Source organism: Burkholderia sp. E168m15 (genome assembly GCF_016586105.1).
GTDB lineage: Bacteria > Pseudomonadota > Gammaproteobacteria > Burkholderiales > Burkholderiaceae > Burkholderia > Burkholderia orbicola.
Genome location: NZ_BCPO01000168.1, coordinates 85,581 through 100,790 on the forward strand (window position 1 = coordinate 85,581; position 15,210 = coordinate 100,790).

Below are 15,210 nucleotides of genomic sequence, written 5' to 3' on the forward strand. Positions count from 1 at the left end.
ACCCGTGGAAGAAGCTGCCTGTCAACAGCACGCCCTTCCTTCCCGCCATCAATGGCGGGTCTCTCGGAGAAAATCGACCGGATAAGCACGACTTATAGGAATCGCCATGCTGCTGCGTCACATCCACTATTTCCTGGCCGTCGCCGAACACCGCAGCTTCACGCGCGCGGCCGCCGCGCTGCACGTGTCGCAGCCCGCGCTGTCGCAGCAGATCCGCCAACTCGAGGACACGCTCGGCGCGCAACTGTTCGACCGCACCGGCCGCGTCACGCGGCTGACCGATGCCGGCGACGTGTATTTCCGCTATGCGCGGCAGGCGCTGCATGATCTCGCGGAAGGCCGTCGGGCGATTCACGACGTGCAGGATATGAGCCGCGGCTCGCTGCGCGTCGCGGTCACGCCGACCTTCACGAGCTATCTCGTCGGGCCGCTCGTCGAGGCGTTTCACCGCCGCTATCCGGACGTATCGCTGTCGGTTCGCGAGATGTCGCAGGAGCGTATCGAGGCACTGCTCGTCGACGACGAGCTCGATGTCGGCATAGCATTCGACGAGGTGCAGACGGCTGATATCGACGCGCAGGCGCTGCTGGTCGAGACGCTCGCGCTCGTCGTGAACCGCGGACACGCGCTCGGCAGCCAACGCAAGGCCGGCCTGCGCGCGCTGCACGACGCGCCGCTCGTGCTGCTCACCGCGGAATTCGCGACGCGCATGCAGATCGACCGCTATTTCCGAGAGCACGACCTGCAGCCGCGCGTGCTGATGGAAGCGAATTCGCTCGGTGCGGTGATTGAGATCGTGCGCCGCACGAACCTCGCGACGCTGCTGCCGGCGACGATCGCGGTCGAGCACGACGATCTCGTCGCGGTTGCGCTCGATCCGGCGGGGCTGAGGCGCACGGCCGTGCTGCTGCAGCGCAAGGGTGGGTATCGGAGTGCTGCGGCGCGGGCGTTCGTCGAGCTGGCGCTGGCGCGGGGGGCGGGGCCGGTCAGGCCCGCGCGCTGACCTCAGCTGCCGGCAACGGATCGTCGCCGGCGAACCGACTCATGGAAACATCGACATGTCGAACCTGCTACGCCGCATGACGCTCAACCCGCTTGCCATCGCCGCGCTGCTGGCAGGCGCAGCCTGGTGGGTCCACGCACAGACGCGCGCCAACGGCCCGTATCGCGTCGTGGGGTTCACGTGGCGTCTACAGCTTCGTGGTCGACGGCTTCGGCGCCGGCAGCGTGCACGCACGCCAGTTCGGCGGCGGGGGTGGCACGGTGTGCTGCATGAGCGTGCCCCGCGGCAAGCAGACCTGGCACGTCAGGGTCACTTACGACCTGACGGCTGAAGAAGACGCCAGGAACCAGGCACCTGAAATCGTCGAAACCGAGGTCGCCGTGCCGGCTTTGCCGAACCGGCGAGACGGCTATATCGAGTTTCGTTTCCTGCCCGGCCGCAAGATCGACGCCCGATGGGCGGCGTACCCGACGATGCCACGCATGCGCGATGGCGGTTGATCGGAGAAGGGCCGCTCGTGGATGCTGCGTAGCCGCGCGGAATAGTCGCGCGACGCCGCGTCAGTTGTACCCGAGGATCGCCACCGCCGCGACGTCCGGCCGATCGATGGTGCTGCCGACGAGCGACGTCATCGGTTCCTGCAGCACGGCCTGATACGACGTCACGCGCGCGTCTTCCGGTGCGCCGCTTTCGCCCACGACCGGCTCGTCGAACGCAACATCGAAACCGCTATAAAACCCCGCTTGCTTCTGCGAAAAAGTCATCTCCACTCCTTTGCCTTGATAGGTCGTTGATGTTCTAGCTGGCCTGCTTCAACGCCGCCGCATGCACGGGCGCACTGTCATGCACTGCCTCGGCCCGCGCAAGCTGCGCGCGCGTACGCCGCGTGATGTGGATCACCGCGAACACGACCGGCGCGATCAGCAGCCCTTCCGCCAGCTCGGGATCGACCGGCAGGTTCATCACGTGCAGCGCCTTGAACGCCGCCGTCGCGAGCGACAGCACGTAGTACGAAATGGCGGCCACCGACAGCCCTTCGACCGCGTGCTGCAAATGCAGCTGGTTGCGCGCGGTGCGCTCCATGCCGGCCAGCAGCCGCGTCACGTCCTTTTCCTGCGCGAGATTCACGCGAGTGCGCAGCAGGTCGACCGCCCGTGCGATCCGCGCGGCGATCTGTTCGTGGCGCGCCCATACGCTACAGCAGGTTTCCATCGCCGGCGCGAAGCGCCGCTCCATGAATTCGGCGATCGTCGGCATCCCTTCGATACGCTCCTCGCGCAGCTCGTGGATGCGCGCCAGCACGAGCTTTTCGTACGCGCGCGACGCGCTGAAGCGCGCCCCCGATCCCGACAACGATTCGACCCGCACCGCGAGATGCGTGAGCTTGACGAGCAACGCCGCATCGTCGCCGTCTGCGCCGCTCGCATCCATCCGCTGCATCAGCGCGTGCAGCGCCGCATGGATCTCGTCGAGCTCGCGGCTCATCCGGCGCGCGACGGGGAGTGCCAGCAGCGCCATCATCCGGTACGTTTCGATTTCATACAGACGCTGCAACAGGCGGCCGCCCTGCTCCTCGCGGAAATCCTCGTCGACCACGAGAAAGCGCATGAAGCCGTCGTCGCGCACGTGCCAGTCGCAGAACACCTTGCCGCCGCCGAGCACGCGGCTGCCGACGAGCGCGGGCCCGTCGATCCAGCGCCGCAGGTCGCCGCATACGCGCCGCGCGGCGTCGCCGGACAGCAGCTCCATCCGCACCGCGACGAAGCGGATGCCGGCCAGCCGCGCGAACCACGCGGCCGGAATGCCGTCGATCGCGAGATCGTCGAAATAACCGGTGTCGCGACGCGGCGCGACGAACGTGAAGGTCGAGAATTCGGTGTGGCGCTCCCACTTCAGGTGCCAACCGCACGGCGACTGCACCGCGTAGTGCGTCGCGCCTTCGTGCGGCGCGTCGATGCCGGTATCGCGGCACAGCGCGTGCAGCAGCGTTTCGTGGATGTCGGGCTGGCCGTCCGCATAGATCGCGTAGTGCGTGAGCGACACGGCTTCGGCGAGCCGCAGGAACGGCCGGGCATGCAATTCCGCGGCCAGTGCGGCGCGCAACGGATGGTCCATCATCGATTCACCACGCTTTCCTGTTCAGTCCCGCACGCCGGATTGGCGCGGCCCGACCGCCGCGCCACCCTCGGGCGAAACGCCAGCGTGATCGCACTATGGCAGACACACAGCAACAATAAAAACGCATAATGCTGATCGTTACGTTCAGTTTTCCTGATACCCATGAAGATGCTCGATCACGACGTGCTGGCCACCGTCGTCGCCGTCGCGGAAACCGGCAACATGACCCGCGCGGCCGAGGCCGTGAACCGCTCGCAGTCGGCCGTGAGCATGCAGATCAAGAGCCTGGAGGACGCGATCGGCCGGCCGCTGTTCGTGCGCAAGCCGCGCAGCATCGTGCTGACGCGCGAAGGCGAGGTACTGCTGGGATTCGCCAGACGAATGCTGGCGCTGCGTGACGAAGCATGGGCAGCCGTGGTGCGGCCGGAGGTGACCGGCAAGGTCGTGATCGGCGTGCCGGACGACTATGCGTCGTCGCTGCTGCCGTCGGTGCTGAAGAAATTCTCCGCGACCTACCCGAAGGTCGAGATCCAGGTGATGGGGCTGCCGAGCAGCGCGCTCGCGCCGCTGATCAAGGAGGGCACCGTCGATCTCGTGTGCGGGACGCGCATCAAGGGGCTGTCGGGCGACTTCATCCGCCACGAGCCGATGGCGTGGGCCGCGATGACGAACGGGCCGCGTGTCTGGGAGGAACGGCCGCTGCCGATCGCGGTGTTCATGCCGGGCAGCGTCGCGCGCGAGAACGCGATCCGCAGCCTCGAACGCGCGAAAGTGCCGTACCGCACGTCGTATGAAAGCCCGAGCCTGCTCGGGCTGCTCAGCATGGTCGAGGCCGGCCTTGCGGTCGCGCCGCTTGCCCGCTGCGCGATTCCCGCGCAACTGTCGATGCTCGGCCGCTCGCACGGGCTGCCCGACCTGCCGCCGCTCGAGCTGATCCTCGCGCGCAGCACCAAGTCGAAACGGCCGCCGTGCGACTTCCTGGCGGAACAATTGATGGAAGACCTGCAACGGCAGACCGGGCAGACCGGCGACGCGTGAGCCCGCCGGCGGCCGCGCGCCGCCGCGTCACCCGTGGCCGGTCGTGCCATGCCCGGCCACGCGCAACGCCGCGTTGACGATACCGGCCACCGTGTCGACGAGCGCTTCCAGCGTGTCGCCGTGCACGTGACGCCCTGCCGGCGGAACGTGCTCGTTGCGCCGGCCGCCCCACTGCGAACCGGCCGTGACCGACAGCGTCGCGCTGAACCGCTGGCCATGCCGCCGGCCGAAGATGCCGATGCGCCGCTCGGCGACATAAGCCTGTTCGGGAAGAAACAGGCGGATCTCGACCGCCGCTTGATCGGGGTCGGCCGCACACGTATCCGCATCGAACGCCGGTGCGAATGCCTTGACGATGCGGAACGTCACGTGAGAATCCCACGCGGTGAGCGGCCCGCCGGCCGCATCGACGCGTTCGGCGTCGACCAGCCACTGATGGCGATCGGGCACGCGAATCGCCTGGCGCAGCAGCACGTCCGCCGTGCGAACCGTCACCATCAACTGCCGGGCAAGCTGCCTGCCCGACGGCAACGCCGCGGTATGCGCGCGACGGGCAGCCGGGCGCGCAATACGCACTTCTTCCGTAAGGTACATAGGCCCTCCCTGTTCAGGGGTAGCGCCGCGTTCGACGCAGCGCACAAACGTCCACCATCGGCGGCCGGCGGACAGCACGGCGGCCGGCGAATCGGCGGCGGATTAGCCAAGCAATCGCCGTTCCCGGCTCAGCGCACGCCAGCCGGAACGCACAATTGGCGCGCGATCGGCCCGATCACCGCGTCGACTTGCTGCGCGATCAGCGTGTGCAGCGTGAAATCCAGATCCTCCGGGGCGATGTCGAAATGCACGTGGATCACGTTGCGCACGGCGCGCGCGCTGACGACATACACACCGAGCGGGGAATGCAGCAGCGCGGCAAGCCGGGCGTGCGCCGCCGCGGCGGAGTCGGCCGTCAGTGTGACAGGCAATTGCAGGCGCGGGCGCGGCGCCGGGAACGGCGTGACGTTGCCGGGTGCGCCGGCACGCAACCGCCGGCCGGCGACATCGAACGCGGGAAAGGGACGAATAAAGGTCATGGCGCGGACGCAAGCCGTCTCGGCTGTTCGACACGTCCCCAGCTTAGAAGAGGCGGTATAAACGCCGTGCAAAAAAACGGGGCGGCCGTGCAAAAAACGGCATGCCGGTCGGGCCCCGGCTCGTATGGACAATGTAATACGGCCGCTCGGCCGTCGCCAGCGCCCCCGTCAACCATGACAGGTCGACAGCCGGCGATCCGTCGATACACTGTGAGCCATCCCGACGGCCGCGATCGCCCTCACCGATGCCGGCCGCCGCTTCGCTTGCGCACGGCTTCCCGCTTTCCGTCCGCCCCGCGCATCTTCCGCACGCTTTCCAAGGAATTGCACTTGAAGCACTGGCATTACGCGCTGTTCGCCTTCGCCGGCCTCCTGGCCGCCGCGTCCTCTCACGCGCACCCCGTCTGCACCGTCGTCGCCGACGCCGCCACCGGCAAGCTGCTCGTGCAGCAGGGCGACTGCTCGACCCGCGTAACGCCGGCATCGACGTTCAAGGTCGCCATCGGCCTGATGGGCTTCGACGCCGGCGTGCTGAAGGACGAACACACGCCCACGCTCGAGTTCCACGCCGGCTACCCCGACTGGGGCGGCGCGCCGTGGCGCGAACCGACCGATCCGGCGCGCTGGATGAGGCTGTCGGTCTTCTGGTATTCGGAGCAGGTCACGCAGGCGCTCGGGCAGGCACGCTTCCAGCAGTACACGAGCGCGTTCGACTACGGCAACGCGGACGTCACCAGCAAAGCGGGCGAACTCCCCGGCATGATGGGCGCGTGGGTCAATTCGTCGCTACGGATCTCGCCGCTCGAACAGGTCGCGTTCATGCGCAAGATCGTGCAGCGGACGCTGCCCGTCAGCGCGCACGCGTATGACATGACTGCGCGCATCACGCTGCTCGACGCGCAACGGGGCGGCTGGACGGTGCACGGCAAGACCGGCACCGGCTCGCCGGGCATCCAGTACGACGCGGCACACGCGTACGGCTGGTTCGTCGGCTGGGCGACGAAGGGATCGCGCACGCTGGTGTTCGCGAACCTGATCCAGGACGACGAGCGGCAAACGCCCAATGCCGGCCTGCGCTCGCGCGACACGTTCCTCGCGGCGCTGCCGACGCTCGCCGCCGCGGCCCCGCCGCAATGAGCGCCGCTCCCCGCAACGCCCGCATCGACCTGCTGCGCGGCGTCTCGATCCTGCTCGTCCTGCTGCATCACTTCAACATCGCATATCCGCTGCGCGACACCGCGCTCGCCCGCGTGCTCGGCTGGGACACGATCCATGCGATCGTGCGCAACGGCAACTACGGCGTGACGATGTTCTTCGCGATCTCGGGCTACCTGATCACGTCGAACGCGCGCCGCCGCTGGGGCAGCCTCAGCGCGCTCGACGTGCGTGCGTTCTACGTGTCGCGCATTGCACGGATCGTCCCGTGCCTGCTTCTGCTGCTCGCGCTCGTCAACGGCCTCGCGGCGGCCGGTGTGCCGATCTTCACGAACCATGCGCCGCAGGGCATCGCCGTGTCGTACTGGCTCGTGAATCTGGCATCGCTCACGTTCTGGATGAACGTGCTGATCGGCGCGTACGGATGGGTCAACTACGCGCTCGGCGTGCTGTGGTCGCTGTCGGTCGAAGAGGTGTTCTACCTGTCGTTCCCGCTGCTGTGCATCGCGTTGCGCCGCGACACGCGGCTGTTCGCGTTCTGGCTGCTGATTGCGGCGATCGGTCCCGTGTACCGCTACACGCATCCGGGCGACGAAGGCGGCTTCCTGTACGCGTACTTCGCCTGCTTCGACGGTATCGCGATCGGCTGCTGCACCGCGCTGCTCGCCGAACGCGCGCGCTGGCAGATGCTCGCGGCGGCGCCCGTGCAATGGCTGGTCGCAGCACTGATGACCGCGCTCTATCTCGCGTGGCCGATCGCGCAAAGCCATGTGTTCGGCGTCTCGGCGATGGCGCTCGGCACAGCCGTGCTGCTGATCGGCGCACACGCCGAACACGCCCCCGGTCACGGTCGCCTGCTCGCGCCGCTGCGCTGGAGCGGCCGACTCAGCTACGAGCTGTATCTATTCCATCTGATCGTGCTCGGCGCGCTGCGCACGTTCTGGCCGCCGTCGTCCACGCAGGGCGACGGCAAGCTCGCGCTGCTCGTCGCGTACCTGGCGCTGTCGGCAGCATTGAGTGCGGTCATCGCGCGCGGCTACGCGACGCCGCTCGACCGCTTCATCAAGCGCATCGCATCGCGGCCAGCGGCGCGGATGACCGACAGCGCGCGCGTCTAGTTTTCCGCGTGCGGCGGCGAACAAAAGCCGGCGTCAACGTCAACATCCGCGTCGGAATCCCTGCCTTCGGGGAGCCGAGGACATCAAGTAGCCTGTGCTGCTCACCACGGATGCTTTCGAAATGAAAGGCGATGGTAGGAACCGGATGTGACGGCAAGATGAAGGGAAACTGGAAGGATCGGCAGGGCCGCTGAAAGGATGCGACGGGGCGCCACGTCCGGGCGCCCCGCGCGCGGCGGGTCAGCCGGCGTATTCGGCGGCAGCGCAGCGTACGGTCACGATGCGCGCAGGCGGAATATTTGCCCAGACGATCCGGCTGCCGCTGGCAACGAATGCCGAATCGCCGAGCGGATGGCGACCGGGAGGGCGCAAATCGTACGTGAACTGGATCATCACGCCGTCGGCCGACAGCACCCTCTGACATTGACCGACGATCGCCGCCACGTCCTCGCGCGGCAGCGTGCGCAGCGGCAGGCACGACACGATCGCATCGACCGTGGCGCCCGGCGGCAACAGCCGTTCGAGCCGCCGCGCGTCGCCCGACACGATCGAGATCCCGGGAAAGCGCCGCCGCAGATGCTGCACGAACGCCGGCGAGCGTTCGACCACCACGAGGCGCCGCGGCGCGACACCGCGCTCGAGCAGCGCCGCGGTGATCGCGCCGGTGCCGCCGCCGAGCTCGACGACCAGCCCGTCGCCATCCGGCACCGCGTCGGCCATTTCGCGCGCCAGATGCCGCGAACTCGGGCACAACGCGCCCACCGCGGCCGGCCGGCCGACCCACTCGCGCACGAACAGTGCCGAGACACGCCACGCGTTCGGCCACATCATAGGCAGGCCTCCGGCGCTTGCGCGGTTGGCGGCGGTGTGCCGATGACGGCACGGAACGGGGCTACGGCGACACGGGCAAGGTTCATGTGCATCCTCCTCGGCGAATCGGTCCGCCGCGGGGCGCGCGACGGTCAATCGATTCTAGGAAACGCAAACTTAAGGCGACGTGAAGATTGACCCTGATTCGCCTGACCAATTCGTGCCCGATCACCCGTCGATTTGCGGTTGGCGATCGACGCTCTGCTGAAGTGGGCGGGATAACGCTCGGCGACGATCCGGATCTGCTGGGGCGCCATCTCGATCGCGGCGAGATCGTCGGCCGTCAGCGCTACGACGGTCGAAATAGGGTCAGTATTTCAGCGCGCGGCGTCTCTGCTGCCGCTGCTCGCCGAAGCCGTGCGCGAGCGGGCAGCACAGCCGAGTTGTGAACCGCGCGCCATGCTCACCGCACGACGCGCGCGCCTACCGTCACCGCAAGTTGGTTCTCGCGAGTTCCACGATTTCGTCACCGCGCCCGCTGAGGATAGCGCGCAGCATGAACAGGCTGAAGCCCTTCGCATGCGCGAGCTCGATCTTCGGCGGCATCGCGAGCTCGTACTTCGACGTGACGACGTCCACCACCGCCGGCCCGTCATGCTCGAACGCCGTGCGCAACGCGTGCTCGACGTTCTCCGAATGCTCGACGCGCACGCTGAAGATACCGGCGCCCTTCGCGATCGCCGCGAAGTCGGTCGGGCTCAGATCGACGTTCGTGTCGAGATAGCCGGCCGCCTTCAGCTCCATCGACACGAAGCCGAGCAGGCTGTTGTTGTACACGACGACCTTGATCGGCAGCTTGAGCTGGCGCGCGGTCAGCAGATCGCCGAGCAGCATCGACAGCCCGCCGTCGCCCGACAGCGACACGACCTGCCGCCCCGGATGCGCGCCCTGTGCGCCGAGCGCCTGCGGCATCGCGTTCGCCATCGACCCGTGATTGAACGACCCGTGCAATTGCCGCTTGCCGTTCATCGTCAGGTAGCGCGCGGCCCACAGCGTCGGCGTGCCGACGTCGGCCGTGAAGATCGCATCCTCCGCCGCGACTTCGTCGACGATCTTCGTCAGATACTGAGGATGGATCGCGCGGCCCGGCGGCTCGGCCACCGCGAGATCGTCGAGCCCCTTGCGCGCGGCCGCGTAGTGCTTCAGCGCGTTCTCGAGGAACCGCCGCTGCGTCTTGCGCGTCAGCCGCGGCAGCAGCGCCGCGATCGTTTCCTTCACCGTGCCGACGAGCCCGAGCGCGAGCGGCGCGCGATGGCCGAGCTGCGAGCCCTTCCAGTCGATCTGCGCGATCTTCGCGTTGGCCGGATAGAACGGCCGGTACGGGAAATCCGTACCGAGCATCAGCAGCGTGTCGCACGACTCCATCGCGTGATAGCCGGAACTGAAACCGATCAGCCCCGTCATCCCGACGTCGAACGGGTTGTCCCATTCGACGAACTGCTTGCCGCGCAGCGCATGCACGACCGGCGCGCCGAGCGTGTCGGCCAGCGCGACCACCTCGTCGTGCGCGCCCTGCGTGCCGCTGCCGCACAGCAGCGTGACCGCATCCGACCCGTTGAGCAGCGCCGCGAGCCGGTCGAGATCGGCATCGGCCGGCAGGATCGACGGCGGCGCCGATTCGCTCCACGCCGGCGCCTCGTCCGGGCCGTCGCCGAGCGCGATGTCGCCCGGCAGCACGATCACCGCCACGCCGCGCTCCTCGATCGCGGTGCGCATCGCCCGCGCCAGCACGCGCGGAAACTGCGACGCGTTCGTCACGAGCTCGGCGAAGTGACTGCATTCGCGGAACAGCTCCTGCGGATGGGTTTCCTGGAAATAGCCGAGACCGATCTCGGTCGACGGAATGTGCGCGGCGATCGCGAGCACCGGCTGGTGATTGCGGTGGCAGTCGTACAGCCCGTTGATCAGGTGCAGGTTGCCGGGCCCGCAACTGCCCGCGCACACCGCGAGCCGCCCGGTCGACGCGGCGTCGGCGCCGGCCGCGAACGCCGCGCTTTCCTCGTGCCGCGTGTGCATCCAGCGGATCGAGCCGAGCTGGCTCAGGCTGAACGACAGGCCGTTCAGGCTGTCGCCCGTCACGCCCCAGATGCGCTCGACGCCCGCTGCCGCCAGCGTCTTCGCCAGGTATTCCGCCATCGTCTGTCTTGCCATGATGCCCTCGCTCGTTGATCGGTCGTCGATTGATCCGGCGGCGGCGCCTGCGGCCTTCGCCGAGATGACGGGACGAGCATACGCGATCGCGCCGGGCGGCGTCGTGACGGTGCAAGCGGCATGGCATGCGCGACAGCGCGGCCGGGCCCGTTCGCGCGGTCAGCCCGCTCTTTCCGCGCGATCGGAAGAGCGTCGCTGCCGCCTGGGCAATCCGTGCACGCGGGCCGACACGAGCTCGACCGGACGCCGCTTCGTCCGAAAGCGTCCACCCGGCCACGCGCGGACGTCATGCGCTATACCGGCAGCGCATGCGTCGACAGGATCTCCTTGAGCACCATGAACGAGCGCACCTGCCGTACCCCGGGCAGGTACAGCAGCTGTTCGGCATGCAGCCGATTGAAGCTGTCGTTGTCGCGCGTACGAACGAGCATGAAATAGTCGAATTCGCCGGTCACGACATGGCATTCGACACACCCTGACACTTTCTGCGCGGCCTTCTCGAACGCGGCGAACGTTTCCGGCGTCGAGCGATCGAGCACGAAGCCGATCACGACCAGCATCCCGGCACCGAGCGGCTTCGGGTCGAGCAGCGCGACGATGCCGCGAATCAGCCCCATTTCCTTCAGCCGCTCGACGCGCCGCAGGCATGCCGGCGCGCTCAGCTTCACTTTCGCCGCGAGGTTCACGTTCGAGATCGAGGCGTCCTGCTGCAGTTGCCGCAGGATCGCGCGGTCGATGCGGTCGAGCGCCGGTGCGGCGTCGGCGGGTGATGCGCTGCCGCGGTCTAATTTCATTGCGCCAATCTCCTTTTCAGCGAATCGTAATTGTTTATTTTTAATTCACAGCGTCGATAAAGTAGGTCGACGCAATTCATTTCGCAAGCTCATTTCCCGCGCTTCTGCCTATCATTTTCGTCATCGGCGCACGGCCTGCCGGCCGCGCCCGAACGATCCGATTTCCCGCCTTGTTCCCCTTCCGGAGCCCCGCCGATGAATCTGCAACGCTTCCCCCGTTATCCGCTGACGTTCGGCCCGACGCCCATCCAGCCGCTCAAGCGCCTGAGCGCGCATCTCGGCGGCAAGGTCGACCTGTATGCGAAGCGCGAGGACTGCAACAGCGGCCTCGCATTCGGCGGCAACAAGACGCGCAAGCTCGAATATCTCGTTCCCGACGCGCTCGCGCAGGGCGCCGACACGCTCGTGTCGATCGGCGGCGTGCAGTCGAACCAGACCCGCCAGGTCGCGGCCGTCGCCGCGCATCTCGGAATGAAATGCGTGCTCGTGCAGGAGCACTGGGTCAACTATGAAGATCCGGTGTACGACCGGGTCGGCAACATCCAGTTGTCGCGGATGATGGGCGCCGACGTGCGGCTCGTCTCCGACGGTTTCGACATCGGCATTCGCCGCAGTTGGGAAGAAGCGATGGAGAGCGTGCGACAGGCGGGGGGCAAGCCGTATCCGATTCCGGCCGGCTGCTCCGAGCATCCGCTCGGCGGGCTCGGGTTCGTCGGCTTCGCGGAAGAAGTGCGGGCGCAGGAAGCGCAGCTCGGCTTCAAGTTCGACTACGTCGTCGTCTGCTCGGTGACGGGCAGCACGCAGGCGGGAATGGTCGTGGGCTTCGCGGCCGACGGACGCGCGGACCGCGTGATCGGCATCGACGCATCGGCGAAGCCGGAACAGACACGCGAACAGATCACGCGCATCGCGCGGCATACGGCCGAGCTGGTCGAGCTGGGCCGCGATATCGTCGAACAGGACGTCGTGCTCGACACGCGTTACGGCGGACCCGAATATGGTCTGCCGAGCGACGGCACGCTGGAAGCGATTCGGCTGTGCGCACGGCTGGAAGGCATGCTGACCGATCCCGTTTATGAAGGGAAATCGATGCACGGGATGATCGACAAGGTGCGGCTCGGGGAATTCGAGCCGGGGTCGAAGGTGCTGTATGCGCATCTCGGCGGGGCGCCGGCGTTGAGTGCGTATAACGGGATTTTTCGCAACGGGTGACGTCGCTTTTCGAGACAGTTCGCACTCAACGGCCCCGGTACCCAAACCGACACACGTATAAATTGAAATGCCGCCGGCAAACCGGCGGCAAAAGATGCGTCCACGGATGCGGCGCACCTGAGGCACTCGATTCAACGTGCTCGGATCGTGCTAGTTGCAACGACTCGCGCAATGCAGCAGCGGGCAACGCGCCCGCTTAGTTCTGCGTGAGCGGATTTAGCGTCGTGCACAGGAAGCCCGTGCAGTTCTTCGGCGTGAAATAGAACGACGCCGTCACCGGCGCGGGGGTGCCGAGCGCGATATCGCTCAGATAGGCGGCGCCCTGCGCGCCGAACGTATTCGCCTGCTGCACGAAGCTCGCGCCGGTCGACTGGATCGCGGCCGACTCGTACGAGAAGGTCGGCGACTGCGTCTGGTCCTTCACGTAGATCCACGAGATCGCGGTGCCGAATGCCATCCCGCCCTTCGCGCGATAACCCTTCGCCCCTTCGCTGTTGGCCTGTGCGACGAAGTCGCTGACCGTCGACGTCGGCGCCAGCGCGTCGTACGTATAGGTCGCGTTCGACGCGTTGTTCTTCATGTACACGTTCGCCTGCACGGCGCCCACCATCAGCGGGCCGAGGAACCAGTAGCCCGACTGGCCCTGGCCGTTCGCCTGCGTGAGGAACGCGTTGGCATCGGCCGGCAGGCCGGTCGTCGTGTACGTGTAGGTGGCGGACGAACCGCCATCCTTGCGATAGAGATCGCCGTACGTGAGCGGCCCTTCGTAGCGGTAGCCGCTCGCCCCTTGCGCGTTGGCCGCGTTGACGAAGGACGTCATGTCCGCCGGCGCCGTCTGCAACTGGTACGTGTAGGTCTGCGCGGTGCCGTCGTTCACGAAGATCGACTGCGTTCCGCCGTTGCCCGCGGTGTAGAAGTAGTCGCCCAGATAGCGATAGCCCTTCGCGCCTTCGTTGTTGACCAGCGTCAGGAAACTCGCGCGATCGGCCGCGACAGGCTGCGCCTCGTAGCGCCACGTCAGCGTGCTGCCGCCCGAGCCACCCGAACCGCCGTTGCCGCCGGAACCCGTGCCGCCCGAACCGGTGCCGCCGCTTCCGCCGTTGTTGCTCGTGCCCGATCCGCCGGACGCCGCGGGCGAGGAATTGTCGTCACCGCCGCCGCAAGCGGTCAGCGCGAGGCAGGTCAATGCGATCAGTGCAACGGCTTTCATCGGGGTCACCTTCTGAACGAACAGGACGAACGCAGCCCGTACGCGCGAATCACGCCGCACGCACCGGCCATCACGAATCAAGAATCAGAAATCAGGAATCGGCCGGCGGCATCCCGCCGGCCCGGCAACGTCAGTTCACCTGCAGCTGGCCACCGCGGCCCAGCCCGCCCTTCACGTCCTGCGCCTTGTAGCTGCGCAGCGCGACGACCATCTTGTTGTACGCGTCGATGAACGCCACGACCGTCGCCTTGCCTTCCGGCGTCGACGAGAAGCCCGCCAGCGCGCCGCCCACGCCGCCGCCGAAGCCGCCCAGCGCCGCGCCGTAGTTCGTCGCCGTCGAGCTGCCTTCCGACGCCGCGATCTGCACCGCCGAGCGCACGTCGAACAGCGTCAGCGTCACCACCGACGCCTTCGTCTGCAGGTGGCCCGCCACCGCCGCCACCGCGCTGTTGCCGATCAGCCCGCCGATCATGCTGCCGATCCCGCCGATCGGCGAATCGTTGATCACGATCTGCGGCTCCATGTAGTAGTCGGCCGCGACACGCTGGCCCTTCTGCTGCTTCGAGCCCGCGCGGTATTCGCCCGAGTTGCGCTGCAGCTGCGTGATGCGCGACAGGCGCGCGTCGCTCTTCTGGTTGCCGATCGACGTGATCACGAAACAGTTCGACTGCTGCACGGCCAGCCGCAGCAGCGGATCAATGCTCGTCACCTTGGTGGCGCTGCCGAACTGGCCCCACCAGTCGGCGTTGCGGCCGTCGTCGACGGCGATCGTGCCGAGCGGCGACGTGCAGCGCTGCAGTTGCGAATCGGCGCCGGCGCTCGCGCCGCCTGCCGCCGCGCCCGTCACGCCCGCGTTCTGGCCGCCGGGCGTCACCACGCCGCCGCAGCCCGCGACGGACGCGCCAAGCGCTGCCACCAGCGCACCTTGAGTGAGACGTTGGGAAAGGTTGGTCTTCATGTCGTTGTCGATCGATTAGAGTCGTTGTTCGGCTTATGTGTCCGTGCGAACTTCGATAAGCCCCCCGGCGTGGCGCGCGATGGTGGTCTCCCCGCGGCTGCCCCGTTGCCCGATGCCCGGTCAGTAGTACCAGTACGTCTGCTGCCAGACGCCGTAGTACGGATAGCCCGAGTACCAGTAGCCGTAATAGGTGTCACGCCATTGCGTGCGCCATTTCCAGTCTTCTTCGTCCTCTTTCTTCGCCTTGCGCGCGAGATCGAGCAGCTTTTTCGATTCCTTGTCGCCGCGAGCGGCCGCGATCGACAGCCACTTCTCCGCTTCGCGCGCATCCGAGCCCATTTCCTCGAGACCGAACAGGTAGAAACTGCCGAGCGCCTTCTGCGCGTTCAGGTCGCCGCGCTCGGCCGCTTCGCGCATCCACTTGAGCGCCTGATAGCTGTCCTGGCGCACGCCGTCGCCGCGGAAATAGCGCAGGCCGAGGTCGTAGGCGGCCTTCGGCTGGGTTTTCGC

At 67.4% G+C, this 15,210-nt stretch carries 16 protein-coding genes and 1 pseudogene; 7 read left to right on the plus strand and 10 right to left on the minus strand.

Annotation, left to right across the window (positions count from 1 at the left end; genetic code table 11):
- Positions 1-106 precede the first annotated feature (106 nt).
- Together cynR and JMF86_RS25655 are read left to right on the plus strand one after the other, a co-directional pair.
- Entirely contained in the window at positions 107-1,003 is an 897-nt protein-coding gene (gene cynR, locus JMF86_RS25650; protein WP_011548412.1) for a transcriptional regulator CynR, read from the plus strand.
- Positions 1,004-1,200: 197 nt separating this feature from the next.
- Positions 1,201-1,503: a DUF3304 domain-containing protein gene (locus tag JMF86_RS25655; RefSeq protein WP_012338832.1), complete on the plus strand. Its 303-nt coding sequence runs from the start codon at positions 1,201-1,203 to the stop codon at positions 1,501-1,503.
- Positions 1,504-1,563: 60 nt separating this feature from the next.
- Here JMF86_RS25655 and JMF86_RS25660 read toward each other — a convergent pair whose 3' ends face one another.
- Complete coding sequence (locus tag JMF86_RS25660; RefSeq protein ID WP_011548414.1) at positions 1,564-1,767, minus strand: hypothetical protein; 204 nt, start codon at positions 1,765-1,767, stop codon at positions 1,564-1,566.
- A 34-nt stretch (positions 1,768-1,801) separates the two neighbouring features.
- Entirely contained in the window at positions 1,802-3,121 is a 1,320-nt protein-coding gene (locus JMF86_RS25665; protein ID WP_011548415.1) for a DUF3422 family protein, read from the minus strand.
- A gap of 162 nt (positions 3,122-3,283) precedes the next feature.
- Between JMF86_RS25665 and JMF86_RS25670 the strand changes: the two genes are divergently transcribed.
- Complete coding sequence (locus JMF86_RS25670; RefSeq protein WP_006485479.1) at positions 3,284-4,159, plus strand: LysR family transcriptional regulator; 876 nt, start codon at positions 3,284-3,286, stop codon at positions 4,157-4,159.
- A 27-nt stretch (positions 4,160-4,186) separates the two neighbouring features.
- On the opposite strand, the gene JMF86_RS25675 is transcribed toward JMF86_RS25670, so the two are convergent.
- A complete protein-coding gene (locus JMF86_RS25675; RefSeq protein ID WP_011548416.1) occupies positions 4,187-4,753 on the minus strand; it encodes a hypothetical protein in 567 nt (188 codons plus the stop codon).
- Positions 4,754-4,881: 128 nt separating this feature from the next.
- Entirely contained in the window at positions 4,882-5,232 is a 351-nt protein-coding gene (locus tag JMF86_RS25680) for a hypothetical protein (RefSeq protein ID WP_011548417.1), read from the minus strand.
- A 324-nt stretch (positions 5,233-5,556) separates the two neighbouring features.
- Here JMF86_RS25680 and blaOXA point away from each other — a divergent pair, with 324 nt between their 5' ends.
- Together blaOXA and JMF86_RS25690 are read left to right on the plus strand one after the other, a co-directional pair.
- Positions 5,557-6,369, plus strand: coding sequence for an OXA-1043 family class D beta-lactamase (blaOXA, locus tag JMF86_RS25685; protein WP_011548418.1), 813 nt, complete (start codon positions 5,557-5,559; stop codon positions 6,367-6,369).
- Positions 6,366-7,505, plus strand: a complete 1,140-nt coding sequence (locus tag JMF86_RS25690; protein ID WP_011548419.1) for an acyltransferase — start codon at positions 6,366-6,368, stop codon at positions 7,503-7,505. Before blaOXA ends, JMF86_RS25690 begins: the two co-directional genes overlap by 4 nt.
- A gap of 240 nt (positions 7,506-7,745) precedes the next feature.
- Here JMF86_RS25690 and JMF86_RS25695 read toward each other — a convergent pair whose 3' ends face one another.
- Complete coding sequence (locus JMF86_RS25695) at positions 7,746-8,336, minus strand: class I SAM-dependent methyltransferase (RefSeq protein WP_011548420.1); 591 nt, start codon at positions 8,334-8,336, stop codon at positions 7,746-7,748.
- Between the two features lie 173 nt (positions 8,337-8,509).
- Between JMF86_RS25695 and JMF86_RS25700 the strand changes: the two genes are divergently transcribed.
- Complete coding sequence (locus JMF86_RS25700) at positions 8,510-8,764, plus strand: hypothetical protein (protein WP_011548421.1); 255 nt, start codon at positions 8,510-8,512, stop codon at positions 8,762-8,764.
- Between the two features lie 40 nt (positions 8,765-8,804).
- On the opposite strand, the gene poxB is transcribed toward JMF86_RS25700, so the two are convergent.
- Both poxB and JMF86_RS25710 read right to left on the minus strand, forming a co-directional pair.
- Entirely contained in the window at positions 8,805-10,526 is a 1,722-nt protein-coding gene (poxB, locus tag JMF86_RS25705; RefSeq protein WP_011548422.1) for a ubiquinone-dependent pyruvate dehydrogenase, read from the minus strand.
- A gap of 293 nt (positions 10,527-10,819) precedes the next feature.
- The gene (locus tag JMF86_RS25710) at positions 10,820-11,320 is read right to left on the minus strand and encodes an Lrp/AsnC family transcriptional regulator (protein WP_011548423.1); all 501 of its coding nucleotides are present in this window, start codon (positions 11,318-11,320) and stop codon (positions 10,820-10,822) included.
- Between the two features lie 195 nt (positions 11,321-11,515).
- Here JMF86_RS25710 and JMF86_RS25715 point away from each other — a divergent pair, with 195 nt between their 5' ends.
- Entirely contained in the window at positions 11,516-12,532 is a 1,017-nt protein-coding gene (locus JMF86_RS25715; protein WP_011548424.1) for a 1-aminocyclopropane-1-carboxylate deaminase, read from the plus strand.
- Positions 12,533-12,728: 196 nt separating this feature from the next.
- On the opposite strand, the gene JMF86_RS25720 is transcribed toward JMF86_RS25715, so the two are convergent.
- The 3 genes and pseudogenes from JMF86_RS25720 to JMF86_RS25730 all read right to left on the minus strand — a co-directional run.
- Entirely contained in the window at positions 12,729-13,742 is a 1,014-nt protein-coding gene (locus JMF86_RS25720; RefSeq protein WP_011548425.1) for a hypothetical protein, read from the minus strand.
- A 130-nt stretch (positions 13,743-13,872) separates the two neighbouring features.
- Positions 13,873-14,700 (minus strand): hypothetical protein, encoded by an 828-nt coding sequence (locus tag JMF86_RS25725; protein ID WP_011545763.1) that lies wholly within the window; start codon positions 14,698-14,700, stop codon positions 13,873-13,875.
- 120 nt (positions 14,701-14,820) lie between these two features.
- Positions 14,821-15,210, minus strand: a pseudogene (locus JMF86_RS25730) (SEL1-like repeat protein); the annotation flags it as partial.

Coding starts and splice junctions, on each gene's coding strand:
- JMF86_RS25660 (WP_011548414.1), bottom strand. CDS start 1,767: ATGACTTTTTCGCAGAAGCAAGCGGGGTTTTATAGCGGTTTCGATGTT.
- JMF86_RS25725 (WP_011545763.1), bottom strand. CDS start 14,700: ATGAAGACCAACCTTTCCCAACGTCTCACTCAAGGTGCGCTGGTGGCA.
- JMF86_RS25720 (WP_011548425.1), bottom strand. CDS start 13,742: ATGAAAGCCGTTGCACTGATCGCATTGACCTGCCTCGCGCTGACCGCT.
- JMF86_RS25690 (WP_011548419.1), top strand. CDS start 6,366: ATGAGCGCCGCTCCCCGCAACGCCCGCATCGACCTGCTGCGCGGCGTC.
- JMF86_RS25680 (WP_011548417.1), bottom strand. CDS start 5,232: ATGACCTTTATTCGTCCCTTTCCCGCGTTCGATGTCGCCGGCCGGCGG.
- JMF86_RS25670 (WP_006485479.1), top strand. CDS start 3,284: ATGAAGATGCTCGATCACGACGTGCTGGCCACCGTCGTCGCCGTCGCG.
- cynR (WP_011548412.1), top strand. CDS start 107: ATGCTGCTGCGTCACATCCACTATTTCCTGGCCGTCGCCGAACACCGC.
- JMF86_RS25675 (WP_011548416.1), bottom strand. CDS start 4,753: ATGTACCTTACGGAAGAAGTGCGTATTGCGCGCCCGGCTGCCCGTCGC.
- JMF86_RS25715 (WP_011548424.1), top strand. CDS start 11,516: ATGAATCTGCAACGCTTCCCCCGTTATCCGCTGACGTTCGGCCCGACG.
- JMF86_RS25710 (WP_011548423.1), bottom strand. CDS start 11,320: ATGAAATTAGACCGCGGCAGCGCATCACCCGCCGACGCCGCACCGGCG.
- JMF86_RS25695 (WP_011548420.1), bottom strand. CDS start 8,336: ATGATGTGGCCGAACGCGTGGCGTGTCTCGGCACTGTTCGTGCGCGAG.
- JMF86_RS25665 (WP_011548415.1), bottom strand. CDS start 3,121: ATGATGGACCATCCGTTGCGCGCCGCACTGGCCGCGGAATTGCATGCC.
- poxB (WP_011548422.1), bottom strand. CDS start 10,526: ATGGCAAGACAGACGATGGCGGAATACCTGGCGAAGACGCTGGCGGCA.